Raw genomic sequence first — 25,344 nt, 5'->3', positions numbered from 1 at the left:
ATTGCACTGAATGGCTCTGAAATTTAGAGCCAAACGTGAGTATAGTCGCGACATGGACTGCTTGCCGGTCCGCCAGCCAACTTTAGAACCGACACCGAATTCCACAGGAGATGAACGTGAGCAAGAACGCCGACCTGCAAAGCCGCAAGAACGCCATTACCCCGCGCGGCGTGGGCGTGATGTGCGACTTCTACGCCGAGCGCGCCGAAAACGCCGAGCTTTGGGACGTGGAAGGCCGCCGCGTCATCGACTTCGCAGCCGGCATCGCCGTGTGCAACACGGGCCACCGTCATCCGAAGATCGTCGCCGCGATCAAGGCGCAACTGGACCGCTTCACGCACACGGCCTACCAGATCGTGCCGTACGAGTCGTACGTCTCACTGGCCGAAAAGGTCGCCCAGCGCGCGCCGGGCAGCTTCGCCAAGAAAGCCGCCTTCTTCACGACTGGCGCCGAAGCCGTCGAAAACGCCGTCAAGATCGCACGCGCCCATACGGGCCGTCCGGGCGTGATCGCCTTCGCGGGCGGCTTCCACGGCCGCACGATGATGGGCATGGCGCTCACGGGCAAGGTCGCGCCGTACAAGCTCGCGTTCGGTCCGTTCCCGGCCGACGTGTACCACGCACCGTATCCGAACCCGGTGCACGGCATCAGCACGGCGGATTCGCTCAAGCACATCGACATGCTGTTCAAGGCCGACATCGATCCTAAGCGCGTCGCCGCGATCATCTTCGAACCGGTTCAGGGCGAAGGCGGCTTCTATCAGGCGCCGGCGGACTTCGTGCGCGGCCTGCGCAAGATCTGCGACACGCACGGCATCCTGCTGATCGCCGACGAAGTGCAAACGGGCTTCGCGCGCACCGGCAAGCTGTTCGCGATGGAGCACTACGACGTCACGCCCGACCTCATGACGATCGCCAAGAGCCTCGCGGGCGGCATGCCCCTTTCGGGCGTGGTGGGCCGCGCGGAAGTCATGGACGCGGCGGCGCCCGGCGGCCTCGGCGGCACGTACGCGGGCAATCCGCTGGCTGTGGCGTCGGCGCACGCGGTGATCGAGATCATCGAAGAAGAAAAGCTGTGCGAGCGCGCCACGAAGCTCGGCGACAAACTCAAGGCCGCGCTCAATGCAATGAAGGCCGAAGTGCCGCAAATCGCCGACGTGCGCGGCCCCGGTGCGATGAACGCCGTTGAGTTCTGCAAGCCCGGCACGAACGAAGCCGACGCCGACTTCACGAAGCGCGTGCAAACCGCCGCGCTGAGCCGCGGCCTGCTGCTGCTCGTGTGCGGCGTGTACTCGAACGTCGTGCGCTTCCTGTTCCCGCTGACGATCCAGGACGCCGTGTTCGACGAAGCGCTCGCTATCCTCGAAGAGTCGATCAAGGAAGCCGTGGGCGTGCCGGCGTAAGCCTTCACCGCACCCTGGCTCGCGCCAGGCGGGCCATCCACGAAACGGCACACCGGCGCTTGCCGCTGTGCCGTTCGTTCTTCCAAGCGAATTGAATCAACGCCTACCGGGAGTTCAGGCATGAATCTGAAAGACGCATCGCTGCTGCAACACAACGCTTTCATCAATGGCGAATGGCAAGGCGCCGAAGATGGCGCCACGCTCGAAGTGAAAAACCCCGCCACTGGCGCGCTGATCGGCACGGTCCCGCGCATGGGCGCCGCGGAAACGCGCCGCGCGATCGCCGCCGCGAACGCCGCGTGGCCCGCATGGCGCGCGAAGACCGCGAAGGAGCGCAGCGGCATCCTGCGCAAGTGGCACGACCTGATGATGGAAAACGCCGACGACCTCGCGCTCATCCTCACCACGGAGCAAGGCAAGCCGCTCGCCGAGGCCAAGGGCGAGATCGGCTACGCAGCCTCGTTCCTCGAATGGTTCGCGGAGGAAGGCAAGCGCATTTACGGCGACACGATCCCCACGCCCGCCAACGACAAGCGCATCGTCGTGACGAAGGAACCCGTGGGCGTGTGCGCCGCGATTACGCCGTGGAACTTTCCCGCCGCGATGATCACGCGCAAGGTCGGCCCCGCGCTCGCGGCAGGCTGCCCTATCGTGCTCAAGCCCGCCGAAGCCACGCCGTTCTCGGCGCTCGCGCTGGCCGTGCTGGCCGAGCGCGCGGGCGTGCCGCGCGGCGTGTTCAGCGTCGTGACGGGCGACCCGAAGGCGATTGGCGGCGAACTCACGGGCAATCCGACCGTGCGCAAGCTTTCGTTCACGGGCTCGACGCCGGTGGGCCGCCTGCTCATGAGCCAGTGCGCCTCGACGGTCAAAAAAGTCTCGCTGGAACTGGGCGGCAACGCGCCGTTCATCGTGTTCGAAGACGCCGATATCGATGCGGCCGTAGCCGGCGCCATCGCATCGAAATATCGCAACAGCGGCCAGACCTGCGTGTGCACGAACCGCTTCTATGTGCACAACGCCGTGTACGACGCGTTCGCGGCCAAACTGCGCGATGCGGTGGAAAAGCTCAAGGTCGGTCCCGGCACCGAGGCCGGCGTGACGCAAGGCCCGCTCATCAACGAAGCGGCCGTGCTGAAGGTGGAATCGCACATAGAGGACGCGCTCGCGAAGGGCGCGCAAGTGATCACGGGCGGCAAGCGTCACGCGCTCGGCCACGGTTTTTTCGAGCCGACGATCCTCACCGGCGTCACGCCCGCGATGAAGGTTGCACGCGACGAAACCTTCGGCCCGCTCGCCCCGCTGTTCCGCTTCTCGTCGGATGACGAAGTGATCAGGATGGCTAACGATACCGAATTCGGTCTCGCCGCCTACTTCTACAGCCGCGACATCGGCCGTGTGTGGCGCGTGGCCGAAGCGCTCGAATACGGCATGGTGGGCATCAACACCGGCCTGATCTCGAACGAAGTCGCACCGTTTGGCGGCGTGAAGCAGTCGGGCCTTGGCCGCGAGGGTTCGCACTACGGCGTGGACGACTACGTGGTGATCAAGTACCTGTGCATGGCGGGCATGTAAGCCCCAAACGAACGACGGGCGCCTTCGCAGGCGCCCGCACGGTTCGCGGCAAAGCCGGCGCGACAATGCGCCGGCTTTTTTGTGCTTAGTGCGTGGCGCCGACCGGCGTCACCTGCGTCGCATACGCGGCGACGAACACGGCGTGGATCGTGTCGCCGACCTTCAGGGTCTTGAGATCGACGTCCGGCATGGCCTCGAGCGTGACGGTCTGCCAGGCGCCGCGCAGCGTCACTTCGCGCTTCTTCGCGTTGATGTGCTGCACCGTGGCCTGAACTTCGACCTGACGCGCGGCGTCGTAGCCCGACGACGCCGGCAGATACACATTGGTATCCACGCGCTTGCGAATGCCCTTGTCTTTGCCCGTTACCTTTTCGGCGGTCACGAGCAGCGCGTTTTTGTAGAGCACGTCGACGGTGTCGCCCACATTGAGCTGATCGAAGTTATTGACCTGCTGGCTGAGCGCGATATCGACTTCGTTGCCGCGCGGACCGCGCAGCGTGACGACGCGCGCGGCACGATCGATGCCGACAATCTTCGCCTGGATATGGACGGGCTGCGCGTTGGCGACCATTTCCTGCGCCGCGCTGGCGAGCGGGGTTTGCGCCGGCGGTGCCGAAGCGGGCGCGTTGTTTTGCGCTAACGCCGCCTGCGAAATGCCAACGCCCAACACGCATGCCACCGCCAGAATCGCTGCCTTCGTCATTCGCTTTCTCCTCATCAAACGGGTTTGAATGGGTTGCCGTATTTGCATCGGCGTCCGTCGCGCCGAAGTGCAACCGATTCTACGCGCGGCTTTTAAAGCGAGAACGCTACGGGGCCGGAAGAGGATCAAGTTATATCTAAAGAATATGGCGAATTGTCGCAGAGTTTGCGGCGACTCAACTTCTCCCGTGATTGCCCCTTGAAATGAATCGCGCCATTGTTGCGTGGTGCGAAATGCTCCACTTTCTACGCGGCTGAAGCAAAAAAGCCGCGGATCAAAAGGATCCGCGGCTTCGTCGTTTCAGCGCAATTTATATTCAGACGCGCTCGATAGCAATAGCAATGCCCTGACCCACGCCGATACACATCGTGCAAAGCGCGAAGCGCCCTTGCGTGCGATGAAGCTGATACGTGGCGGTCGTCACGAGCCGCGCCCCGCTCATACCGAGCGGGTGCCCAAGCGCAATCGCGCCGCCGTTAGGATTGACGCGAGGATCATCGTCGGCAATGCCGAGCATGCGCATCACGGCGAGACCTTGCGAAGCAAAAGCTTCGTTCAACTCGATAACGTCGAACTGGTCGATGGTCATGTTCAAACGCGCGAGGAGCTTTTGCGTAGCGGGCGCGGGACCGATACCCATCACGCGCGGCGCGACGCCCGCCGTTGCGATACCCAGCACGCGCGCGCGCGGCACGAGCCCGAAACGCCGGGCGTTTTCCTCATTGGCGAGGAGCAGCGCGCATGCGCCGTCGTTCACACCCGAAGCGTTGCCTGCCGTCACCGAGCCGTCCGGGCGTACAACGCCCTTGAGCCTGGCAAGCGCTTCGAGGCTCGTCTCACGCGGGTGCTCGTCGCGCGAGACGACAATCGGGTCGCCCTTCTTCTGCGCGATCGTCACCGCGACGATCTCCTGCGCGAGCGTGCCGTCCGCCTGCGCGCGCGCCGCCTTCTGCTGGCTGCGAACCGCAAACGCGTCTTGATCGGCACGGCTCACGTTGTAATCGACCGCGACGTTCTCGGCCGTTTCCGGCATCGAGTCCACGCCGTATTGCTGCTTCATCAGCGGATTGACGAAGCGCCAGCCGATGGTCGTGTCGTAGATCGCGGCGTCGCGAGCAAACGCGCTCGCCGCCTTGCCCATGACGAACGGCGCGCGGCTCATGCTTTCCACGCCGCCCGCAATCATCAGCCCCGCTTCGCCGGACTTGAGCGCGCGCGCGGCAATGCCCACGGCATCCATGCCGGAGCCGCACAGGCGGTTCACCGTCGAGCCCGGCACGCCCTGCGGCAAGCCGGCCAGCAGCGACGACATGCGCGCGACGTTACGGTTGTCGTCGCCCGCCTGGTTCGCGCAGCCGTAGATGACGTCGTCGACCGCTGTCCAGTCCACGTCCTTGTTGCGCTCCATGAGCGCCTTCAAGGGAACCGCGCCGAGGTCGTCGGCGCGCACCGGGGCCAGGGCGCCCGCGTAGCGGCCGATAGGCGTGCGAATCGCGTCGCAGATGAATGCTTCCGTCATGTGAGTCTCCTTTTCGATCGCAGACACCGGATGCGACCCCATGCAAAGATGATTGAGATTGTTCGAATTGCGAACCAATGATCGTTTATCGAACAATTTGACGGTCATAATAGGCGTGTCCCGGGACGGGTGTCAAGCACGCGAATCTGGCGCCAAAAGCGAAAAAGCCGCACAGGACAAGGCCCGTGCGGCTTCGCGAGTGTAGACGGGATGATGCGCCCGTCAGTGCGTCAAACGCTTAACGCGACATCATGAGCATGCCGACGTTGTGCATGACCCAGATCGTGCCGAAGATCAGGAACGCGGCGGCCAGCACCGTGTACGCGAGCGACAGCACGTTCCAGCCTTGCCCCGGCGACGCGTTCAGATGCAGGAAGAACACGAGGTGCACGATCACCTGCACGAAGGCGAGCACGGCGATCACGATTATTGCCGTGGTGGCGTCGAGCGTGCCATGCAGGACAACGCCGAATGCGCCTGCGGTAAGCAGCACCGAAAGAATAAAGCCCGCCACATAGCTGCCGAGACTGCCGTGCGACTCTGCATGAGATTGAGCCATTTAGAGCACGCTCCCCAGATAGACAAAAGAAAACACGCAGATCCACACCACGTCCAGAAAGTGCCAGAAGAGGCTCAGGCACGTGAGGCGGCGGATTTCCTGCTCGCCCAGTTCCCGTGCGCGAACGACCTGAATCATCATCACGAGCATCCACACGAGGCCGAAGAACACGTGCAGACCGTGCGTGGCGACCAGCGTGAAGAACGACGAAAGGAACGCGCTGCGCTGCGGGCCGGCGCCTTCGGCGATGAGGTGCGAGAACTCGCGCAGTTCGAGCACGAGGAACGACGCACCCAGGACGAAGGTGACGGCGAGCCAGCCGAGCACCATGCCGTTCTTGCGCTGGTGGGCGCCAAGCATCGCGAAGCCGTACGTGATGCTCGAAAGCAGCAGCACGGCCGTTTCGAGCGCCACGCCCGGAACGTCGAACAGGTCCTTGCCCGTGGGGCCGCCCGCGAACTGATGGCCCAGTACGCCGAAGGTGGCGAACAGCGCCGCGAACAGCACGCAGTCGGTCATCAGGTAAACCCAGAAGCCGAATACCGAGTTCGACTGCGGATGATCGTGGTGATCGAATTCGGCAAGCGTTGCCGTGTTGGTTTTCGTCAACATCAGATTGCCTCCTCGGCGACCAGGTCACGCTTGGCCACGGCGACGCCGGTGCCGAAGCGCCGTTCCTCGATCTCGCGGACCTTCGCGGCCGGAATGTAGTAACCGTCGTTCTTGCCGAAGCTCTTGATGATGATCGTCAGCGCAACGCCGACGAAGCCGAGCACCGCAAGCCAGGTGATGTGCCACACGGCGGCAAAGCCGAGCACGAGGCTGAAGAGGCCGACGACAAGACCCGCCGCGGTGTTGGACGGCATATGAATGTCCGTGTATTTCGCTGCAAGACCGTAACCGCGGCCCGATTCCTTCATATGGGCGAAGGCGTCGATATCTTCAACGTGCGGAATGACCGCGAAGTTGTAGACCGCCGGCGGCGACGACGTTGCCCATTCGAGCGTGCGGCCGTCCCACGGATCGCCATTCACGTCCTTGCACTCGGCCTTGTTGCGGTTCACGAAAGCCATCACCCACAGCAGGACCTGGAACACGACGCCAAGCGCGATGATCCCGGCGCCAATGGCGGCGACGACGAAGTACGGATGCCATTCGGGCACGTCATAGTGGTTGGTACGACGCGTGGCGCCCATGAAGCCGAGCACATAGATAGGCACGAAAGCCACGTAGAAGCCGACGAACCAGCACCAGAACGACGCCTTGCCGAGCTTTTCGCTGGGCTTCAGACCAAACACCTTCGGGAACCAGTACTGCAGGCCCGCGAGGTAGCCGAACACCACGCCGCCGATAATGGCGTTGTGGAAGTGCGCGACGAGGAACAACGAGTTGTGCAGCACGAAGTCCGCACCCGGAATGGCCATCATCACGCCGGTCATGCCGCCAATCGAGAACGTCACCATGAAGCCGATGGTCCAGAGCACCGGCGTGGTGAAGTGGACGCGGCCACGGTACATCGTGAACAGCCAGTTGAAGATCTTCACGCCGGTCGGAATGGCGATGATCATCGTCGCGATGCCGAAGAACGCGTTGACGTCGGCGCCCGAACCCATCGTGAAGAAGTGGTGCGCCCACACGAGGAACGCCAGCACCATGATCGCGCACGAGGCGTAGACCATCGTCTTGTAGCCGAACAGCGGCTTCTTGCAGAACGTGGCCATCACCTCCGAATAGATACCGAACGCCGGCAGCACGAGGATGTACACCTCGGGGTGGCCCCACGCCCAGATCAGGTTCAGGTAGAGCATGGGGTTGCCGCCAAGCTCATTCGTGAAAAAGTGCGTGCCGACGTAGCGGTCGAGACCGAGCAGCGCCACGGCGATCGTGAGAATGGGGAACGTGGCCATGATGAGCACGTTCGAGCACAGCGCCGTCCACGTGAACACGGGCATCTTCATGAGCGTCATGCCCGGCGCGCGCATCTTGATGATCGTGACGAAGAAGTTCACGCCCGTAATCAAGGTGCCGACGCCGGAAAGCTGGACCGCCCAGATGTAATAGTCCACCCCCACGTCCGGACTGAACTGCAACTCGGAGAGCGGCGGATACGCGAGCCAACCCACCTTCGCGAACTCGCCGACCACGAGCGAAAGGTTGATGAGGATCGCGCTGATCGCCGTCATCCAGAACGAGAGCGAGTTCAGGAACGGGAACGCCACGTCGCGCGCGCCGATCTGCAGGGGCACGACGAGGTTGAAGAAACCGACCATGAGCGCCATCGCCATGAAGAAGATCATGATGACGCCGTGCGCCGTGAAGATCTGGTCGAAGTGATGCGGCGGCAGATAGCCGGGCGAATCGAACGCAATGGCCTGCTGGATGCGCATCATGACCGCGTCGGCAAAGCCGCGCACGAGCATGAGCACCGCCACGATCATGTACATCACGCCGATGCGTTTGTGGTCCACGCTCGTGAGCCACTCGGTCCAGATGTACTTCCACTTGCCGGTCACGGTGACGAGACCGAGCACGCCAAGGACGATCAGCGCCATGAACGCCGCCGCGCCCATGATGATGGGCTGATCGAACGGGATCGCCTCTAATGTGAGTTTTCCAAACATGCTGCTTACCCCTTGGTCACGCAAGACGGGTCACTGAAATTCGTGACGTGGCCGTTGTTGTACTTCGCGATGATGTTGTTGAAGAGCTTCGGGTCGACGGTCGAGAAGTACTGCACCGGCGCCTTCTCCTGCGGCTTCGCGACCGACGCGTATTCGTCCATCGAAAGCTGCGTGGACGACGTCTTCACCTTCTGCACCCACGCGTCGAAGTCCTGCTGGCTCGTGGCGAGCGTGCGGAACTTCATGTCCGAGAAGCCCTTGCCGCTGTAGTTGGACGAGAGACCGTCGAAATTGCCCGCTTCGTCGGCGATCAGGTGCAGACGCGTTTGCATGCCCGCCATGGCGTAGACCTGGGTGCCCAGTTGCGGGATGAAGAACGAGTTCATCACCGAGTCCGACGTGATGCGGAAGTTGACCGGCGTGCCAACGGGCACGGCAAGCTGGTTCACCGAGGCAATGCCGAGGTCCGGGTAGATGAAGAGCCACTTCCAGTCGAGCGCGACGACCTCGACGTTGATGGGCTTCACGCTCGACTCCAGCGGCTTGTACGGGTCGAGTTCATGCGACGTTCGCCACGTGAGGATGGCGAGGAACAGGATGATCACGGCCGGAATGGCCCAGACCACCACTTCGATCGCCGTGGAGTGGGCCCACTTCGGCGCGTAGGTCGCGTTGCGGTTCGAGGCGCGGTAGCGCCACGCGAACACGAGCGTCAGGATGATGACGGGCACCACGACCAGCAGCATGGCCCACGTGGCCGTGAGGATGAGCGATTTCTCGGCCGCGCCCACGCTGCCCTTCGGGTCCATCACGGCAAAATTGCCGCTGCACCCCGCAAGGGAAACGAGCAGCCCGCTGCCGAGGGGGATTAACCACCTTTTAAAGGCTTTTCTGTCTTTCATGTTTGCCTGTTCTTCCGTTGTCCACCAAAACCCGTAACACCCAACACATCTGCATCGCAAACTCGCCACGCAAAATGCACCCGTATCGTATTCGGCTCGATTCTACGGAAAGCAATAATCTCGAAATTTGATCTTTGCCAAGGATTCGCAAACAGGACAAAGCTCGCCCGGGCGAGCGCGACGGAAAGCCGCAATTATCTTTCTAACTGCTTTCATCTCGCAAACGCCCACTGCACAATGGTTTCAGCGCGAACTACGCCGCGGAACCAGGCGAAGAAGGGGACCGAAGATAACCATGGCGTAATCGATGAATTGTCAGGGAATGTGCCAATTCGTTCGAATTTCAGCGTCGCCTTTATCCCGTTTTTATTTTCGCGACAGTGCCGATATTCGAATTTAAATAACTGACCTATGCGTCAATCTTTTTTGATCGCAATAAATTGACTGGAATCAAATAATTGAATGTCAAATGATCTTCTGTGCGCATTTGACGCATGTCGTCCGACGCCGCACAATCGACATTCATCGGGGCGCCCAGCCACACGGGTTCGGGCGCGCCTCACCCTCGCCGCTTGTTGGCGAAACCGATCGCTTGCGTTATCTTGCCAGGTTACCCAAGCGCCGCAGCAAGATCGATCGCCACGCCCATGAATTCTGCTTCCAGTGCCTCGCCAGACCGCTCCGCCGACCAGCAGGAGATCCCCGAAAAGCCAGGCGACTCCTATGTGCAGTCGTTCGCGCGCGGGCTTTCGGTGATCCGCGCGTTCAACGCCGAGCATCCCGAGCAGACCCTCACCGACGTCGCCGCCGCCACGGGCCTCACTCGCGCCGGAGCGCGCCGCATTCTGCTCACGCTGCAGACGCTCGGCTACGTCGAAGCCGAGGGACGCCTTTTTCGCCTCACCCCGCGCATTCTCGATCTGGGTTTCGCGTACCTCACGTCGATGCCGTTCTGGAATCTCGCCGAGCCGGTGATGGAAGAGCTGTCGCAGCAGGTGCACGAGAGCTGTTCGGCGGCTGTGCTCGACCGCACCGAGATCGTCTACGTGCTGCGCGTGCCCACGCACAAGATCATGACGATCAACCTCTCGATCGGCAGCCGCCTGCCCGCGTACTGCACGTCGATGGGGCGCGTGCTGCTCGCGTCGCTCGACGACGCCGCGCTGGAAGAAACGCTCGGCTCCTCGCCGCTCTACGCGCATACGCCGCGCACGGTCACGGACGTCGGCGAACTCAAAAAAATCATCGGGCAGGTGCGCCAGCAGGGCTGGGCGATCGTCGATCAGGAACTGGAAGGCGGCCTCATCTCGATCTCCGCGCCCATTCGCAACCGCCAGGGCCGCGTGATCGCCGCGATGAACATCAGCGGCAACGCGCAGCGCACGTCAGCCAGGCAGATGGTGAAGACCTTCCTCGAACCGCTTCAGCAGGCGGCGGCCCGCGTGTCGGGCATGGTCGCGCGGCGCACATAAAGCGACCGCGGGCAACTGCGGACAACCACGCCCGCGCGATTTTCACGCCACCTCGGCAAACACCTGCACGAGCCAGTCGGCGAACGCGCGCACGCGCAACGACAACTGGCGGTTCTGCGGATACAGCACCGAAACCGGCAGGGGCGGCGGCGGATGGGCGGGCAGCACGACGCACAATTCGCCGTTGGCGAGCAGTTCGCGCACGCGATAGCGCGGCACCTGCACGATGCCGAGGCCGGCCAGCGCGCCCGCCGTGTAGAGTTCCGCGCCGTTCACGGCCACCGGGCCCGGCAGCGTCACCTCGACGACACCGGCGGATGTCGTGAATTCGAGCGGCAGCGCGCGGCCGGTGGCCGGCGAAACATAGTTCACGGCCCGATGGCCCGGTCCAGCCGGCTTGCCCGCGTTGTCCGCGCCGGCGCCCGCGAGCGCCTCGATCGACTCGGGGTCGCCGTGCCGTTCGAGATACGCCGGGCTCGCGCAGCTCACCTGCTCCAGCAGCGCCACGCGCCGCGCGATCATCGAGGAATCGGCCAGCTCGCCCGCGCGCAGCACGCAATCCACGCCCTCGCGCACGAGGTCGACGAAGTGGTCGCCCGAGCCGATGAAGAGTTCGATGCGCGGATAGCGCGCGAGAAAGTCGGGCAGGCGCGGCATGACGAAATACTGCGTGAGCGTGCCCTGCATGTTCACGCGCAAGCGCCCCTGCGGATCGGTGTCGCGAAACGCCTCCTCGGTTTCCTCGAGGTCGGCGAGCAGGCGCATGCAGCGCTGATAGTAGGCGTCGCCGTCGAGCGTCGGCTTGACCTGGCGCGTCGTGCGTTCGAGCAGACGCACGCCCAGGCGCGCTTCGAGACGCTTGATCGAATTGGTGACCGTCGCGCGCGGCAGGTTCAGATCCTCGGCCGCCTGCGTGAAGCTGCGGCGGTCGACGATACGCGTAAAAATCTGCATCTCCTGGAAGCGATCCAAAGGGCATTCTCGTTGAGTTCTCGGGTCGCCAGCATCTTCTCATGGCAACCGCGCCCAACAAAAATCCCCCAGTCCGCAACGCGGCTAACCGGCCGCCACCTGCCGCACGAGCTTGACGAACGCCCCGCCCGCTTCCTCCAGATGACCCGAATTGTCGATACGCGCGAACGCCGCGCCCCTGGGCACCTCGAACGGCGCACGCCGCGCGAGCCGCAACGCGACCTGCCCGGGCGTCTCGCGCGCGCGGGAAGCGAGGCGCGCGGCGAGCACGTGCTGCGCCGCTTCGACGTGCACGAGCGTCATGCGCGGGTAGCGCTCGAACGCTTCGCCCGCGTAGGCGCGCGAACCGTTCACCACGACGGTGCAGCCGAGCGCCATCCACTGGTCGATCTCCACGCCCACGCCGTAGCGCAGCGCGTGGCTGCGCCATTGCAGCGCGAAGAGACCGCGCTGCGAACGCGCCTCGAATTCGGCTTCCGTGAGCGCGATGTGGTTCTCGCCGCCGCTGTCTTCGCGTGTGATGTAGCGATGCGCGAACATGACGTCTTCGCCGGACAGGCGTTCGCGCGCGTAACGCAGCAGCGTGTCCTTGCCCGCGCCCGACGGCCCCATGACGTAAATGAGGCCGCCCTTCATGCGCGAGCCTCCGCGAACGGCAGGCGGCGCCACAGCGCGAACGGCGCGCCCGGCCCGGGCTCGACGAAGAGAGCCGCGCCCTCCACGGGCAGCGTGCCCGCGTCGCTCATCTGCGTGTTCCAGGCGTCGACGAGTTGCGCGCACGTTTGCGCGTCGTTCAGCGAATCGGATAGCGTCATGTGAAAGCGGAATTCTTCGAATACGTACGGGTAGCCCCACGCCTCCACGTACGCGCGCTGGCGCGGCGTGAGCGGCGCGTCCAGGCGCTTCGCGAGTTCGGCGGGCGTTTGCGGGGCGCGCAGCGAAGCGAGCGCGCGCAATGCGTTGGCAGCCAGTTCGCGTAGCGCGGTTTCGCCGGCATTGTCGGCGGGGCACAGCGCCACAAAGCGGCCAAGAAGCGCCGCTTCGACGTTGGCCTCCAAACGCGCCTGCCGCTGCGCCCACTGCTGCGCGGCGGCCAGAAGCGCCGCGGGCGTCACGCCCGGCGCGAGACGGAACGGCGGCACGAGCGTACCGTGCCAGCCGTACCGGCGCGGCGCGGCGGTGAGCGTGTCCAGTGGTTGCGGCAAGCCCGCGAGCCACCGCGGCGGCGCGAGGGAATCGCCCGTTTCCGGATCGCGGCCAAGCCACGCGCAGCCCGCCTGCCACCACGCCGACTCGCGCGGCGGCGCATAGTAAAGCGCGAAGCGCGCGGCGTCGCCCCATTCGTGCGGCGCGCTCATAGGTCGTGCTCCACCATCAGTTGCACGCGGTCAGCCGCGAAGTGCGTGATGCCGTACTTGATCGGCACGCCGTCGAGATCGACGTCGACGTTTTCCACCCACAGCACTGGCTGCTGCCGGTTGATGTTCAGGCGCCGCGCCACTTCCGCATCGGGCAGCACGCTGCCGATACGGCTCCACTTGCGCAGATAGTCCGTCACGCCGTATTCGGCGAGCGCTTTCGACGTGCTGTCGACGCGCTCCATCACCACCGGCAGGTCGGCGAAACGCGCGGCGGGATACCAGCTTCGCGCGTAGGTGAGCGGCACGCCGCTGGACTCGTGCAGCGTTTCCAGCCGGTACACGAGTGCGCCCGCGCGCAGGCCGAGCGCCTTGGCGACCGTGGGGTCCGCCTTGCCGCGCGACGAGGCGAGCAGCCTGCCCGCCGCAGCATGCTGATGCCGCTTCAGGTTCTCCGTAAAACGCGTGCGCTTGCCGATGGTGTAGTCGATCGCGCCGGGCTGCACGAAGGTGCCGCGCCCCTGCTCCACGCTCACGAGGCCCAGCGCCGCGAGGCCCAGCATCGCGCGCCGCACCGTGTGACGGTTCACGTCGAAGCGGCGCGCAAGCTCGCCCTCGCTAGGCAGCCGCCCGTCTTCGCCGAAGCCCTTCGCCGCGATCTCGGCCGCGAGGATCTGCTCGATCTGCCGCCACACCGCCACCCCCGCGCCGCGCTCAAGCAGGCTGTACGGCGCCTCGTCGTTCGATGTCATGGTGCTGTCATTCCTCTCGGTTCCAATGGCGTTTTGTGCATTGTAGTGCGCAGGGCGTGATGGAAATATGAAAACCTCCGTTGCGTTCGCGCTAGACGACTGTACCATTAAACGTCTAGACGTTTAGATGAATAGATGGTTCAATCGAGGTCCGGGCAACGCGGTTCGAAAGGCGCGGTTGTCATGTTCGCCCGCATCCGTTCACGACACAGGAACTCCGATGAACGCTTCCTCCATTCCATCCTCCACGGCGGCAACCCGGCGCGCATGGATGGCCGTTCTCGCGCACACCCCGCGCGCCGAGCTTGAGGCGGCGCTCGGCGTCGCGCTCGCCGGGGCGCCCGAGCCCGCTTTCGACTGGCTGCGTTCGCCGCAAACCGGCCTTGCCATGGTTCGCGGGCGCATTGGGGGCACCGGCGACGCCTTCAACCTGGGCGAAGCCACTGTCACGCGCGCCACGCTGCGTCTGTGCCCCTCTGCCACCGATGGCGCCGATGCCGGTCAACCCGGCCCGGTCGGCGTGGCCTGCCATCTGGGCCGCGACAAGCGCCGCGCCGAACTGGCCGCGCTCGCCGACGCGCTGCTGCAACTGCCCGCGCGTCACGACCAGTTGCACGCGCGGTTGATCGAGCCGCTGGCCGCGCGTCTCGCCGCGCGGCGCAACGCGCGCCGCGCCGATGCCGCCAGCACGCGGGTCGAGTTCTTCACGATGGTTCGAGGTGACGCATGAGCAACGAACGCGACACTAACAGCGCCTTGACGCCCGATCTGCTCACGGCGCTCGCGCCCGGTTTCGGCGATCCGGTTCACGACACGCAGACGGTATTTCGCACGCTGCTCGACGCGCTCGCGCGCCCCGGCACCATCGGCGTGATCGAAGCGCCGCTGCCCGCGGCCACGGCTGCGAACGCCTCGCCCGCGCGCGCCGGACTTGCCGCCTTCGCCTCGCTGCTCTCACTCGCGGATTACGCCACGCCGGTTTGGCTCGCTCAAGCCGACGCGGCGCTCGCCGCCGCGTTGCGCTTTCACGCTGGCGCGCCGCTTGCCGTGCAAGCGCACGAAGCCGCGTTCGCCTACGTGCACGACGCCGCCGCGCTGCCGCCGCTCGAAACCTTTGCGAGCGGCACGCCCGAGTCGCCCGAGCAGTCGGCCACGGTTTTCGTGCGCGTCGATTCGCTCACCGGCGGCGCCCCGCTCACGCTGCGCGGCCCCGGCATCGAAACGAGCTGCAGCATCGCGCCGGCCGGGCTGCCGGGGCGCTTCTGGCGCGAACGCGCCGCCCTCGCGCCGCATTTTCCGTGCGGCATCGACTTCTATCTCGTGTGCGGCGACCGTCTGATGGGCCTGCCGCGCACCACGCTCGTGGAGGTGCACTGATGTACGTCGCCGTCAAAGGAGGGGAGCGCGCGATCGAAGCGTCGTGGCGTCTGCTCGACGAAGCGCGCCGCGGCGACCCGGGCGTGCCCGAGTTGAGCGTCGCGCAGATCCGCGAGCAGATGCGCCTGGCCGTCGCGCGTGTGATGGCCGAGGGTTCCGTCTACGACGAAGAACTCGCCGCGCTCGCAATCAAGCAGGCAGCGGGCGATCTCGTCGAAGCGATCTTTTTGCTGCGCGCGTATCGCACCACACTGCCGCGTTTTGGCTACACGCAGCCGGTGGAAACGGAACACATGGCGGTGGAGCGCCGCATTTCCGCCACCTTCAAAGATGTGCCCGGCGGCCAGGTGCTCGGCGCGACCTACGATTACACGCAGCGTCTGCTCGACTTCACGCTGCTAGCCGATGGCGACGATGCCGCCAGCGCCGCGCCGCGCGCGAGCCATGATGCGCCGCCCGAAGAGGCGATGCCGCGCGTGATCTCGCTGCTCGACAGGGAAGGCCTGATCGAGCAGGAAGCGCGCTCGTGCGAAGCGCGCGAGCCTGGCGACCTCTCGCGCGAGCCGCTGGCGTTTCCCGCCGGGCGCACCGTGCGTCTGCAGAATCTCGCACGCGGCGACGAAGGCTTCCTGCTCGCGATGGGCTATGCCACGCAGCGCGGCTACGCGCATTCGCATCCGTTCGCGGGCGAAATCCGTTTTGGTTCGGTGTGCGTAGAAATGATGCTGGACGAACTCGACGAGGCCGTGGAAATCGGCGAAATCGATCTGACCGAGTGCCAGATGATCAACCAGTTCGCGGGCGCGAAAGACGTGCCGCCGCAGTTCACGCAGGGCTACGGTCTTGCGTTCGGGCACGCGGAACGCAAGTCCATGGCGATGGCGCTCGTCGACCGCGCGCTGCGAGCCGAGGAACTGGGCGAGACGATCGCCTCGCCGGCTCAGGACATCGAATTCATGCTCTCGCACAGCGACAACGTGGAAGCTTCGGGTTTCGTTCAACACCTGAAGCTGCCGCATTACGTGGACTTCCAGGCCGAACTGGAACTCGTGCGAAAACTGCGCGCGCAGCATGAAAGCAGCACCGCTACCGATGCGGATACAAGCGACAAGGAGGCCGCATGAACGCGCCCGATACGTTGCCCACGACCGCAGCCGAAGTCGCGTCGCATGAAACGCAGGCTGCTTCGGGCTACAACTTCGCGTACCTCGACGAACAGACCAAGCGCATGCTGCGCCGCGCGCTGCTCAAGGCCGTGGCCGTGCCGGGCTACCAGGTGCCGTTCGCCTCGCGCGAAATGCCGTTGCCGTATGGCTGGGGCACGGGCGGCATTCAGGTGACGGCGGCGATCATCGGCGCGAAGGACACGCTCAAGGTGATCGACCAGGGCTCGGACGACACCACGAACGCCGTGAACATCCGTCGCTTTTTCGCGCGCACCACGGGCGTGGCCACCACGCGCCGCACGAGCGAGGCGTCGATCGTCCAGACGCGGCACCGCATTCCCGAAACGCCGCTCACGGACAAGCAGATCCTCGTATACCAGGTGCCGATGCCCGAGCCGCTGTTCCGCCTGGAGCCGCGCGTGGCCGAATGCAGGAAGCTGCATGCGCTCGCCGACTACGGTCTCATCAGCGTGAAACTGTACGAGGACATCGTGCAGCACGGCAGCATCGCCACGACCTACGATTATCCGGTCACGGTGAACGGCCGCTATCTCACGTCGCCCTCGCCGATTCCGAAGTTCGACAATCCCAAGCTTCACATGAACGCCGCGCTGCAGTTGTTCGGCGCGGGCCGCGAGCGCCGCATCTACGCAATTCCGCCGTACACGCCGGTAAAGAGCCTCGATTTCGACGACCATCCGTTCGAAGTGCAGCGCTGGGAGCATGCATGCGCATTGTGCGGCTCGCGCGAAAGCTTCCTCGACGAGATGATCGTCGACGACGCGGGCAAGCGCATGTTCGTGTGCTCGGACAGCGACTACTGCCACGACCGGCGCGAACAGATCGATGCGCGCGCAACGAACGAAGCGGGAGAAAACGCATGACGCCGCTGTTAAGCGCACGATCGCTCACGAAGCAGTACGGCGGCCGCAACGGCTGCCGCGACGTGAGCTTCGACCTCTATCCCGGCGAGGTGCTGTGCATCGTCGGCGAATCGGGTTCGGGCAAGACCACGCTGCTGAACACACTCGCGCTGCGCGCCGAATCCGACTCGGGCACGCTGCACTACACGAACTCGAACGGCGAAACGCTCGATTTGCGCACGCTTTCCGAGCCGCGCCGCCGTTTGCTTGCGCGCACCGAATGGGGCTTCGTGCAGCAGAATCCGCGTGACGGCCTGCGCGCGGGCGTTTCCGCCGGCGCCAATATCGGCGAGCCGCTGATGGCCGTGGGCGCGCGCCATTACGGGCAAATCCGCAACACGGCGCAGCAATGGATGCAGCGCGTGGAGCTTGACGCCCAGCGCATCGACGAATTGCCTTCGGCGTTTTCGGGCGGCATGCAGCAGCGGCTGCAGATCGCGCGCAATCTCGTCACGGGGCCGCGTCTCGTCTTCATGGACGAGCCCACGGCGGGCCTCGACGTGTCCGTGCAGGCGCGCCTGCTCGACCTGCTGCGCACGCTCACGGGCACGCTGCATCTTTCGGTGCTGATCGTCACGCACGACATTGGCGTCGCGCGCCTGCTCGCGCATCGCTTGATGGTGATGCAAGGCGGCACGGTGGTCGAATCGGGCCTGACCGACCAGGTGCTGGACGACCCGCAACATCCCTATACGCAGACGCTGGTGGCATCCGTGCTGCCGGTCTAGGATGATCGACATGACCCTCACTTCATCATCGGCTCAATCGCCGGCCGCACGCGCTGGCCGCGGCACGCGCGCGTTCATCGAGCGCCCCGCGCTCATGCTGCGCGCCGAAGACGTGCGCAAGACCTTCACGCTGCACGGCCAGGGCGGCATCGGCATCGAAGCGCTCGCGGGCGTTTCGCTCGACGTCGAGCGCGGCGAATGCATCGTGCTGGTCGGGCCATCGGGCGCGGGCAAGAGCACGTTTTTGCGCTGCCTGTATGGCAACTATCTGGCGAGCGGCGGGTCCATTACGATTCGCGACGAAGGCGCGCCGCTCGAACATCTGGAGATCACAGGCGCGGCGCCGCATGACATCCTGCGGCTGCGCCGCAACGTGATGGGCTACGTGAGCCAGTTTTTGCGCGTGATTCCCCGTGTGAGCGCGCTCGACATCGTGGCCGCGCCGCTCGTTTCGCGCGGCGTGGAAGAAGACGAAGCCCGCGAGCGCGCGCAAACGCTGCTGGCGCGCCTGAACGTGCCGCCGCGCCTCTGGCCGCTCGCGCCCGCCACGTTTTCGGGCGGCGAGCAGCAGCGCGTGAACATCGCGCGGGGCCTGATCGCGCAGCACCGCGTGCTGCTGCTCGACGAGCCCACGGCCTCGCTCGACGCGGAAAACCGCGAAATCGTCGCGAGCCTGATCGGCGAGGCGCGCGGGCGCGGCGCCGCGATCGTCGGCGTGTTCCATGACGAGGACACGCGAGAGCGCGTCGCCACGCGCGTACTCGAACTCGCCGCGCCGCGCGCACAAGCACCGCTCACCGCCGCGGCCTGAATACCTGTCTGATAACGGAGCCTGACGATGTTGATCAAGAACGCTCGCATCGTGACGCGAGACGAAGTTTTCACCGGCACGCTATGCGTGGACGACGGCAAGATCCGCGACATCTCGCGCGGCTCGACCGCCGCGCCCGAAGCCGAAGACTGGGAAGGCGACTTCCTGCTGCCCGGTCTCGTCGAACTGCACACCGACAACCTGGAAAAGCACCTCGCCCCGCGCCCCGGCGTGCACTGGAACACCGACGCCGCCTTCGTCATTCACGACGCGCAGATCGCCGCCGCCGGCATCACCACGGTGTTCGATGCGCTCGCCATCGGCACGCGCCTGGCTGTCGGCGTGCGCGGCCGCGACGTGCAACTCGCGAGCGCCAACGCGCTCAAGCGCTTTTCCGAGCGCAACCTGCTGCGCGCCGAACACTTCCTGCACCTGCGCTGCGAAATCGCCACCGAAGACGTGATCGAGCTGTTCGACACGCTGAGCGGTCATCCGCTGCTGCGCCTCGCCTCGGTGATGGACCACACGCCGGGCCAGCGCCAGTGGCACGACCGCGAGCAATGGCGCAAATTCCAGGAGCGTCACGGCAAGTGGACCGACGAGCAGACGAACACCATGCTCGCCGAAATGGCCACCGAACAGGAGCGCTACGCCGACGCGCACCGCCTCGAAATCGTACAGCGCTGCCGCGCGCGCGGCATCCCGCTCGCGAGCCACGACGACACGCTCGTGGAGCACGTCGAGCAGGCCGCCGCCGAAGGCATCGTGCTCGCCGAATTCCCGACCACGCGCGTGGCCGCCGAGGAAGCGAAAAAGCGCGGCATCGCGACGATCATGGGCGCGCCGAATGTGGTGCGCGGCGGCTCGCATTCGGGCAACGTCTCGGCGCTGGAACTGGCGCAGGCCGGTTTGCTCGACATCCTCTCGTCCGACTACGTGCCGTCGAGCCTGTTGACCGCCGCGTTCGACCTCGTGACCAAGGCCGACTGGACGCTGCCGAGGGCGCTCGCCACGGTCTCGTGGGAACCCGCCAGCAAGTCGGGCCTGCACGACCGCGGCGCAATCGAGCCGGGCCTTCGCGGGGACTTCGTACGCGTGACGATGCTCGACACGCTACCGGTGCCGCGCGCGACCTGGCGCGCGGGCGTGCGCGTGGTCTGACGACCCGCCCACCGACGGCGTTCACCAACGATACGCCGTCGTTTTCATTTCAACTTCCCTACGGACGATGCCGGAATGCCTTCCGGCATCCGTCCGACTGTTGCGGCCCAGCATCGTCCGACCCGCCGCGCTCACGCCGCCGCCCCCTTCCCGCATCGCCCCGTAAGCCTTATCCGACAAGGCTTTGCCTTACTTCGTACAAGCGCACGGGCGTACACTTAATGGGCCGCTTTCCCGCTATCCGGTATTACACTAGCGACGCAGCAATTTTGACCTGGTAAGCTTGCCGCGCTTTGCTGGCCGCAGGCCGGCGGGTCCAACAATAATCCGGCGCGAGCCGCGCCGGAAATGCGCCATGGCGGCACAACCGCACGCGGCGCGCCCTGAACCATCTCGAGGAGTACCCATAGTGAAGAAACTGCTTGCCACCCTCACGGTTGCCCTGCTTGCCGTCTCGGCCGGCGTCGCCCACGCGAAGGACTGGTCCACCGTGCGTTTCGGCGTCGACGCCAGCTACGCACCGTTCGAATCCAAAGCACCCGATGGCAAGCTGGTCGGCTTCGACATCGACCTCGGCAACGAAATCTGCAAGCGCCTGAACGCCAAGTGCGTGTGGGTCGAGCAGGACTTCGACGGCATGATCCCGGGCCTGAAGGCCAAGAAGTTCGACGGCGTGCTCTCGTCGATGACGATCACCCCGCAGCGCGAGCAGCAGATCGGCTTCTCGGCGAAGCTGTTCAATACGCCGACGCGCCTCGTCGCCAAGAAGGGTTCGAGCCTCACGCCGACGGCCGACTCGCTCAAGGGCAAGTCGGTGGGCGTCGAACAAGGCACGATCCAGGAAACCTACGCCAAGGAAAACTGGGCGCCGAAGGGCGTGAACGTCGTTCCTTACCAGAACCAGGACCAGGTCTACGCCGACCTGATCTCGGGCCGTCTGGACGCCGCGCTGCAGGACGAAGTGCAAGCGGACCTGGGCTTCCTGAAGACGCCGCGCGGCGCTGGCTTCCAGTTCGCCGGCAAGGAAATCCCGACGGGCGCCGCCGCTATCGGCCTGCGCAAGGAAGACACCGACCTGAAGGCGAAGATCGACAAGGCTATCGCCGACATGATCAAGGACGGCACGTACAAGAAGATCGAAGCCAAATACTTCGACTTCGACGTGTACGGCGGCTAAGCACCGTATCGCGCCAGCGCTGCCTGGTGGCGCGCGAAGCCCGGACTTTCGTCCGGGCTTTTTCTTTTCCCCGATTTATTTCGGATTCCATATTTTTTGACGATGCCGGCCGCGCTTGCGGGCGGCCCGGTTCCGGCGCCGCGCCGAATCGGCTAAGATCGGTCTACGGCCCCCGCGTGCTTTTATGGGGCCATCGTTCATTCCAACACCTTTTGCGGGCCGCCGCGCCTCGCGCATCCATCATGCAAACCCGAAACCATCCGTTGATCGCGCCCGCCCTCGGTACCGCGCGGGAACTTGCCAGTTTCCACTACGGCGAAGCCAGCGGCGGCCAGAAGGTCTACATTCAGTCCTCCCTGCACGCCGACGAACTGCCGGGCATGCTCGTCTCGTGGGCGCTGCGGCGCAAGCTCGCGGAACTGGAAGCCGCGGGCCGCCTGCGCGGCGAGGTCGTGATCGTGCCGGTGCCCAACCCCGTGGGCCTGAATCAGCACTGGCTCGGTCATATGATCGGCCGCTTCGAATCGAATACGGCGCAGAACTTCAACCGCAATTTCCACGAGCTGACCGCACTCGTGCTGCCCGACATCGAACCGCGCCTCGGGCCCGACGAAGCCGCGAACCGCACGGCCATTCGCGCGGCCATGGGCGAAGCCCTGGCCGCGCAGCAACCCAAAACCGAACTCGATTCGATGCGACTCGCGCTCCAGCGCCTTTCGTACGACGCCGACATCGTGCTCGACCTGCATTGCGACTGGGAAGCCGCCATGCACATCTACACAAACCCCGAGCTGTGGCCCGATGTCGAGCCGCTCGCGCGCTATCTCGACGCCAAGGCGTCGCTGCTCGCGCTCAACTCGATCGGCAATCCGTTCGACGAGATTCACAGCTTCTGCTGGTCGGAACTGCGCGAACACTTCGACAAGCGATACCCCATTCCGTACGGCTCGATTTCGGTGACGGTCGAACTGCGCGGCCAGCGCGACGTCTCGCACGAACTCGCCGAACACGACGCGCAGGCCATCGTCGAGTATCTGATCGGGCGCGGCGTGATCGAGGGCACGGCCGCGCCGCTGCCGCCGCTCGCTTATGCCGCCACGCCGCTCGCGGGCACGGAGCCGATCGTGGCGCCCGCCAGCGGCGTGCTCGCGTTCCGCGTGGATTGCGGCACGTGGGTGGAACGCGGCGCGGCAATCGCCGACATCATCGACCCGCTCGCCGACACCGTGACGACGCTGCAAGCGGGCGTAAGCGGCGTGGTGTACGCACGCCATAGCGCGCGCTTCGCCACGGCTGGCATGGAAGTCGCGCGCATTGCCGGCGAAAAGCCCATTCGCAGCGGCTCGCTCCTCTCGCTGTAAACACAATAGCTTTGCGCAAAGGGCTCGCACCACAAGTGCGAGCCCTTTTTCATGGGCTTTCCCGCCATTTCATTTATTTCGGATAGCTAATTTTTCACTTTAACGAATCGATGGCAATCAGCCATGTAAAAGGCGCATTGATCGGCCGTTAATGCGTTCTTGAGATTAATCAATTCCGGCTTGAAACCGGATTCAAAAGATCGATTAGCCGGGCAAATAGAAGAAAGCTTAGAAAAAAATTTTATATGGCCGATTATCGCAATCCGGCCTTTCAAATAGCGGCGAAAATCGCCCGTAAAGCCAATACGGGCGGCCCTCATGCGCCAATTCCCTCGTGCGCAACCCGTGTGTCGCATCCACACAACAGAATAGCGACATTTAGCCTACAAACCCTTACTGTCACATTCCTTTCGTTGTCGACCCTTAAATTGCACCCCCGTCGCATTGACCGGCCCATAAGAGACCGGAGTAGTCATCTTCCCTTTACCCGGAGAAACAATTGAATAAGAAAATTCTGACCACCGCTATTCTTGCCTCGATCGCAGGCGTTGCCCACGCACAAAGCAGCGTGACGCTTTACGGCGTGATCGACGCAGGCGTGAACTACATCAGCAACGTAAAGAACACGACGGGCGGCAGCTCGCACCAGTTCTCGTACGGTGACGGCGTGGCGCAGGGCAGCCGTTGGGGCCTGCGCGGCACGGAAGACCTGGGCGGCGGCCTGAAGGCGATCTTCGTGCTCGAAAACGGCTTCAACAGCGGCAACGGCACGGCAGGCCAGGGCGGCGCGATGTTCGGCCGTCAAGCGTTCGTCGGTCTGACGCAATCGAACATCGGTTCGCTGACGTTCGGCCGTCAATACTCGTTCAACACCGACATTCTCGGCTCGCAGTACTCGACCGGCGGCAACACGGTTTCGGGTAACTGGGCGTACCACTTCAACGACATCGACCAGTTGACCTCGAGCCGCATCAACAACGCGGTCAAGTTCCAGAGCGTGAACTTCGCGGGCTTCACGTTCGGCGGTCTGTACGGCTTCTCGAACTCGACCTCGTTCGCCGGCGCACCGGCAACGGGTCCGGCGGCCAACCCGGTCGCCGGTTCGTCGCGCGCGTACAGCTTCGGCGCGAACTACGGCTACGGCCCGTTCAGCCTCGGCGCTGCGTACACGTACCTCACGTACCCGGGCCAGACCACGCCGGCGACGTCGACCACCCTCTCCAACGTGCCGCAGGGCACGCTGCGCGACCTGCGCTCGTTCGGCGTGGGTGGCCGCTATATCGTCGGCCCGGCAACGCTGTGGGCCCTGTGGACCAACACGCTGCTCTCGCCGATCGCCGGTTCGTCGACGCTCTACAACGCGTACGAAGCGGGCGCCAAGTACGCCTTCACGCCGGCTTTCGCGGCTGGCCTCGGCTACACGTACTCGCGCACGTCGGGCAGCCAGACGGCTCACTGGAACCAGGTCAACGCATCGCTTGACTACGCGCTCAGCAAGCGCACCGACGTCTACGGCCTCGTGTCGTACCAGGACGCATCGGGCACGCTGCCGAACGGCCAGAAGGTTCAGGCGCAGATCGGCGACTCGGGCTCGAACATTTTCCAGCCGTCGGGCACGGGTTCGCAGGATCAAGTCGCGGTTCGCGTCGGTATCCGCCACAAGTTCTAAGCAGCAATCTACGCAACAGCGCAGCCGGCGGCTCATGGCGCCGGCTCCGCCCGGCGCGCCGCAGCCCAGGCTGCGCGCCGCGCCTTACCGGACGGGGCATTCCTTTGGGATGCCCCGCTTTTTTTTGCTTCATCGCGGTCGCTGCACGACGCCTTTTGTCACGCCTTCCTGACGAACTCCGACTTGAGGCTCATCGCGCCAAAGCCGTCGATCTTGCAGTCGATATCGTGGTCGCTGTCCACCAGCCGGATGTTTTTCACCTTGGTGCCCATCTTGATCACGCCGCCCGAACCCTTGAGTTTCAGGTCCTTGATGACCGTGACGGTGTCGCCGTCCTGGAGGACATTGCCGGCCGAATCGCGATACACCTTGCCCGCCGTTTCGGTCTGCGCGGCGGCGTGCCGCGACCATTCGTGCGCGCACTCCGGGCAGATGTAGACGTCCCCGTCTTCATAGGTGAACCCGGAATTACAGTTCGGACAGCGTGGCAATGCGCTCATGGGAAATCCTTGTTGCTGGCAGGGGCAATAAAAGCGCGCAAGTATAGCGGCTCGGGCACGTGGCCCAGCCTGCCGGGCGGCCGGCCTGCGACGTTATGACCGCCGCCACCCCGCCTCGGCCCGGCTTCTGGTACGCTGCGCTCTCTCACCTCGCAGCTATCGAACCGATGGAACTCCCTTTCAACGAAGCCGCCGTTTCGGTCACGCGCAACGCGCTTTCCGCAGCCGGCCAGGTCTTCCCCATGCGCGACATCGATGACGTGCGCATCGTCATCGGGCGGCGCAGCCGCGTCGTGCCCATCGCGATCAGTCTGGTGGGCGCCGCTGGCGCTGTCGTGGGCGGCGTGCTCGGCTCGGCGGCCGGTCTCGCATGCGGCGTGATGGTGATCGTGGTCGGCTGGCTCGCGTGGCTCTGGCAGGAAGCCCTGCACCGTCTTTATGTCGTGACGGGCGGAGAATCGCGCGAGGCGGTCACGAGCCTCGACGCTGCATTTCTCGAACGCGTCGAGCAAGCGGTGCGCACCGCCAAGGCCGCGCAAATGTCTCAAGCATCGCAACAAGCGACGCAAGCGACGCAGCCCGCGAGCGGCGCGACGAAGCCGCCAACGCCCTGACCTCTCGCGGGTAGCACCGCTCGC

26 protein-coding genes are annotated in these 25,344 nt (G+C 64.8%); 14 read left to right on the top strand and 12 right to left on the bottom strand.

The window, feature by feature from the left end; all coding sequences use genetic code 11:
• The first annotated feature begins 110 nt into the window (after positions 1-110).
• Positions 111-1,403: a 4-aminobutyrate--2-oxoglutarate transaminase gene (gene gabT, locus U5768_RS14165; protein WP_322031028.1), complete on the top strand. Its 1,293-nt coding sequence runs from the start codon at positions 111-113 to the stop codon at positions 1,401-1,403.
• 120 nt (positions 1,404-1,523) lie between these two features.
• On the top strand, positions 1,524-2,975 hold the full coding sequence (gabD, locus tag U5768_RS14160) for an NADP-dependent succinate-semialdehyde dehydrogenase (RefSeq protein ID WP_322031027.1): 1,452 nt from the start codon (positions 1,524-1,526) through the stop codon (positions 2,973-2,975).
• 85 nt (positions 2,976-3,060) lie between these two features.
• On the opposite strand, the gene U5768_RS14155 is transcribed toward gabD, so the two are convergent.
• From U5768_RS14155 to cyoA, 6 genes are all read right to left on the bottom strand, one after another.
• Complete coding sequence (locus U5768_RS14155; protein ID WP_322031026.1) at positions 3,061-3,678, bottom strand: hypothetical protein; 618 nt, start codon at positions 3,676-3,678, stop codon at positions 3,061-3,063.
• 316 nt (positions 3,679-3,994) lie between these two features.
• Positions 3,995-5,197: a 3-oxoadipyl-CoA thiolase gene (gene pcaF / locus U5768_RS14150; RefSeq protein ID WP_322031025.1), complete on the bottom strand. Its 1,203-nt coding sequence runs from the start codon at positions 5,195-5,197 to the stop codon at positions 3,995-3,997.
• A 238-nt stretch (positions 5,198-5,435) separates the two neighbouring features.
• Positions 5,436-5,756, bottom strand: coding sequence for a cytochrome o ubiquinol oxidase subunit IV (cyoD, locus tag U5768_RS14145; RefSeq protein WP_322031024.1), 321 nt, complete (start codon positions 5,754-5,756; stop codon positions 5,436-5,438).
• Entirely contained in the window at positions 5,757-6,368 is a 612-nt protein-coding gene (gene cyoC / locus U5768_RS14140; RefSeq protein WP_322031023.1) for a cytochrome o ubiquinol oxidase subunit III, read from the bottom strand.
• The gene (cyoB, locus tag U5768_RS14135) at positions 6,368-8,377 is read right to left on the bottom strand and encodes a cytochrome o ubiquinol oxidase subunit I (RefSeq protein WP_322031022.1); all 2,010 of its coding nucleotides are present in this window, start codon (positions 8,375-8,377) and stop codon (positions 6,368-6,370) included. Before cyoB ends, cyoC begins: the two co-directional genes overlap by 1 nt.
• A 5-nt stretch (positions 8,378-8,382) precedes the next feature.
• Complete coding sequence (gene cyoA, locus U5768_RS14130) at positions 8,383-9,279, bottom strand: ubiquinol oxidase subunit II (RefSeq protein ID WP_322031021.1); 897 nt, start codon at positions 9,277-9,279, stop codon at positions 8,383-8,385.
• Between the two features lie 647 nt (positions 9,280-9,926).
• On the opposite strand from cyoA, the gene U5768_RS14125 reads away from it, so the two are divergent.
• Positions 9,927-10,751, top strand: a complete 825-nt coding sequence (locus U5768_RS14125; protein WP_322031020.1) for an IclR family transcriptional regulator — start codon at positions 9,927-9,929, stop codon at positions 10,749-10,751.
• A 42-nt stretch (positions 10,752-10,793) separates the two neighbouring features.
• Here the strand turns inward: U5768_RS14125 and U5768_RS14120 are convergent, their stop codons facing one another.
• The 4 genes from U5768_RS14120 to phnF form a co-directional block, all read right to left on the bottom strand.
• Positions 10,794-11,723 (bottom strand): LysR family transcriptional regulator, encoded by a 930-nt coding sequence (locus U5768_RS14120; protein WP_322031019.1) that lies wholly within the window; start codon positions 11,721-11,723, stop codon positions 10,794-10,796.
• Positions 11,724-11,807: 84 nt separating this feature from the next.
• Positions 11,808-12,359 carry a phosphonate metabolism protein/1,5-bisphosphokinase (PRPP-forming) PhnN gene (gene phnN / locus U5768_RS14115; RefSeq protein ID WP_322031018.1) on the bottom strand — a complete coding sequence of 184 codons (552 nt, stop codon included), beginning with the start codon at positions 12,357-12,359 and terminating at the stop codon, positions 11,808-11,810.
• Entirely contained in the window at positions 12,356-13,081 is a 726-nt protein-coding gene (locus U5768_RS14110) for a DUF1045 domain-containing protein (protein WP_322031017.1), read from the bottom strand. Before U5768_RS14110 ends, phnN begins: the two co-directional genes overlap by 4 nt.
• Entirely contained in the window at positions 13,078-13,833 is a 756-nt protein-coding gene (gene phnF, locus U5768_RS14105) for a phosphonate metabolism transcriptional regulator PhnF (protein WP_322031016.1), read from the bottom strand. The genes U5768_RS14110 and phnF overlap by 4 nt, the downstream gene beginning before the upstream one ends.
• A gap of 220 nt (positions 13,834-14,053) precedes the next feature.
• On the opposite strand from phnF, the gene phnG reads away from it, so the two are divergent.
• From phnG to U5768_RS14060, 9 genes are all read left to right on the top strand, one after another.
• Entirely contained in the window at positions 14,054-14,563 is a 510-nt protein-coding gene (phnG, locus tag U5768_RS14100; protein WP_322031015.1) for a phosphonate C-P lyase system protein PhnG, read from the top strand.
• Positions 14,560-15,210, top strand: coding sequence for a phosphonate C-P lyase system protein PhnH (phnH, locus tag U5768_RS14095; RefSeq protein WP_322031014.1), 651 nt, complete (start codon positions 14,560-14,562; stop codon positions 15,208-15,210). The genes phnG and phnH overlap by 4 nt, the downstream gene beginning before the upstream one ends.
• Positions 15,210-16,334: a carbon-phosphorus lyase complex subunit PhnI gene (locus tag U5768_RS14090; protein WP_322031013.1), complete on the top strand. Its 1,125-nt coding sequence runs from the start codon at positions 15,210-15,212 to the stop codon at positions 16,332-16,334. The genes phnH and U5768_RS14090 overlap by 1 nt, the downstream gene beginning before the upstream one ends.
• Entirely contained in the window at positions 16,331-17,260 is a 930-nt protein-coding gene (locus tag U5768_RS14085) for an alpha-D-ribose 1-methylphosphonate 5-phosphate C-P-lyase PhnJ (RefSeq protein ID WP_322031012.1), read from the top strand. Before U5768_RS14090 ends, U5768_RS14085 begins: the two co-directional genes overlap by 4 nt.
• Positions 17,257-18,027 (top strand): phosphonate C-P lyase system protein PhnK, encoded by a 771-nt coding sequence (phnK, locus tag U5768_RS14080; protein WP_322031011.1) that lies wholly within the window; start codon positions 17,257-17,259, stop codon positions 18,025-18,027. Before U5768_RS14085 ends, phnK begins: the two co-directional genes overlap by 4 nt.
• A 10-nt stretch (positions 18,028-18,037) precedes the next feature.
• Positions 18,038-18,838, top strand: a complete 801-nt coding sequence (gene phnL, locus U5768_RS14075; RefSeq protein WP_415913899.1) for a phosphonate C-P lyase system protein PhnL — start codon at positions 18,038-18,040, stop codon at positions 18,836-18,838.
• 27 nt (positions 18,839-18,865) lie between these two features.
• The gene (locus tag U5768_RS14070) at positions 18,866-19,999 is read left to right on the top strand and encodes an alpha-D-ribose 1-methylphosphonate 5-triphosphate diphosphatase (protein WP_322031010.1); all 1,134 of its coding nucleotides are present in this window, start codon (positions 18,866-18,868) and stop codon (positions 19,997-19,999) included.
• Between the two features lie 409 nt (positions 20,000-20,408).
• A complete protein-coding gene (locus U5768_RS14065) occupies positions 20,409-21,176 on the top strand; it encodes an ABC transporter substrate-binding protein (RefSeq protein WP_322031009.1) in 768 nt (255 codons plus the stop codon).
• 242 nt (positions 21,177-21,418) lie between these two features.
• On the top strand, positions 21,419-22,537 hold the full coding sequence (locus U5768_RS14060; RefSeq protein WP_322031008.1) for a succinylglutamate desuccinylase/aspartoacylase family protein: 1,119 nt from the start codon (positions 21,419-21,421) through the stop codon (positions 22,535-22,537).
• 86 nt (positions 22,538-22,623) lie between these two features.
• On the opposite strand, the gene U5768_RS14055 is transcribed toward U5768_RS14060, so the two are convergent.
• On the bottom strand, positions 22,624-22,857 hold the full coding sequence (locus tag U5768_RS14055) for a hypothetical protein (protein WP_322031007.1): 234 nt from the start codon (positions 22,855-22,857) through the stop codon (positions 22,624-22,626).
• Between the two features lie 179 nt (positions 22,858-23,036).
• Here U5768_RS14055 and U5768_RS14050 point away from each other — a divergent pair, with 179 nt between their 5' ends.
• Positions 23,037-24,206, top strand: a complete 1,170-nt coding sequence (locus U5768_RS14050; RefSeq protein ID WP_322031006.1) for a porin — start codon at positions 23,037-23,039, stop codon at positions 24,204-24,206.
• A gap of 158 nt (positions 24,207-24,364) precedes the next feature.
• On the opposite strand, the gene U5768_RS14045 is transcribed toward U5768_RS14050, so the two are convergent.
• The gene (locus U5768_RS14045) at positions 24,365-24,706 is read right to left on the bottom strand and encodes a zinc ribbon domain-containing protein YjdM (RefSeq protein ID WP_322031005.1); all 342 of its coding nucleotides are present in this window, start codon (positions 24,704-24,706) and stop codon (positions 24,365-24,367) included.
• 167 nt (positions 24,707-24,873) lie between these two features.
• Between U5768_RS14045 and U5768_RS14040 the strand changes: the two genes are divergently transcribed.
• On the top strand, positions 24,874-25,320 hold the full coding sequence (locus U5768_RS14040; protein WP_322031004.1) for a DUF6232 family protein: 447 nt from the start codon (positions 24,874-24,876) through the stop codon (positions 25,318-25,320).
• Positions 25,321-25,344 lie beyond the last annotated feature (24 nt).

The sequence above is a fragment of the Paraburkholderia sp. J76 genome (assembly GCF_905220295.1).
Classification (GTDB): domain Bacteria; phylum Pseudomonadota; class Gammaproteobacteria; order Burkholderiales; family Burkholderiaceae; genus Paraburkholderia.
This window is presented reverse-complemented; position numbering and strand designations above follow the sequence as displayed.

Coding starts and splice junctions, on each gene's coding strand:
- gabT (WP_322031028.1), top strand. CDS start 111: ATGAACGTGAGCAAGAACGCCGACCTGCAAAGCCGCAAGAACGCCATT.
- gabD (WP_322031027.1), top strand. CDS start 1,524: ATGAATCTGAAAGACGCATCGCTGCTGCAACACAACGCTTTCATCAAT.
- U5768_RS14155 (WP_322031026.1), bottom strand. CDS start 3,678: ATGACGAAGGCAGCGATTCTGGCGGTGGCATGCGTGTTGGGCGTTGGC.
- pcaF (WP_322031025.1), bottom strand. CDS start 5,197: ATGACGGAAGCATTCATCTGCGACGCGATTCGCACGCCTATCGGCCGC.
- cyoD (WP_322031024.1), bottom strand. CDS start 5,756: ATGGCTCAATCTCATGCAGAGTCGCACGGCAGTCTCGGCAGCTATGTG.
- cyoC (WP_322031023.1), bottom strand. CDS start 6,368: ATGTTGACGAAAACCAACACGGCAACGCTTGCCGAATTCGATCACCAC.
- cyoB (WP_322031022.1), bottom strand. CDS start 8,377: ATGTTTGGAAAACTCACATTAGAGGCGATCCCGTTCGATCAGCCCATC.
- cyoA (WP_322031021.1), bottom strand. CDS start 9,279: ATGAAAGACAGAAAAGCCTTTAAAAGGTGGTTAATCCCCCTCGGCAGC.
- U5768_RS14125 (WP_322031020.1), top strand. CDS start 9,927: ATGAATTCTGCTTCCAGTGCCTCGCCAGACCGCTCCGCCGACCAGCAG.
- phnN (WP_322031018.1), bottom strand. CDS start 12,359: ATGAAGGGCGGCCTCATTTACGTCATGGGGCCGTCGGGCGCGGGCAAG.
- U5768_RS14110 (WP_322031017.1), bottom strand. CDS start 13,081: ATGAGCGCGCCGCACGAATGGGGCGACGCCGCGCGCTTCGCGCTTTAC.
- phnF (WP_322031016.1), bottom strand. CDS start 13,833: ATGACATCGAACGACGAGGCGCCGTACAGCCTGCTTGAGCGCGGCGCG.
- phnG (WP_322031015.1), top strand. CDS start 14,054: ATGAACGCTTCCTCCATTCCATCCTCCACGGCGGCAACCCGGCGCGCA.
- phnH (WP_322031014.1), top strand. CDS start 14,560: ATGAGCAACGAACGCGACACTAACAGCGCCTTGACGCCCGATCTGCTC.
- U5768_RS14090 (WP_322031013.1), top strand. CDS start 15,210: ATGTACGTCGCCGTCAAAGGAGGGGAGCGCGCGATCGAAGCGTCGTGG.
- U5768_RS14085 (WP_322031012.1), top strand. CDS start 16,331: ATGAACGCGCCCGATACGTTGCCCACGACCGCAGCCGAAGTCGCGTCG.
- phnK (WP_322031011.1), top strand. CDS start 17,257: ATGACGCCGCTGTTAAGCGCACGATCGCTCACGAAGCAGTACGGCGGC.
- phnL (WP_415913899.1), top strand. CDS start 18,038: ATGACCCTCACTTCATCATCGGCTCAATCGCCGGCCGCACGCGCTGGC.
- U5768_RS14070 (WP_322031010.1), top strand. CDS start 18,866: ATGTTGATCAAGAACGCTCGCATCGTGACGCGAGACGAAGTTTTCACC.
- U5768_RS14060 (WP_322031008.1), top strand. CDS start 21,419: ATGCAAACCCGAAACCATCCGTTGATCGCGCCCGCCCTCGGTACCGCG.
- U5768_RS14055 (WP_322031007.1), bottom strand. CDS start 22,857: ATGAGGGCCGCCCGTATTGGCTTTACGGGCGATTTTCGCCGCTATTTG.
- U5768_RS14045 (WP_322031005.1), bottom strand. CDS start 24,706: ATGAGCGCATTGCCACGCTGTCCGAACTGTAATTCCGGGTTCACCTAT.
- U5768_RS14040 (WP_322031004.1), top strand. CDS start 24,874: ATGGAACTCCCTTTCAACGAAGCCGCCGTTTCGGTCACGCGCAACGCG.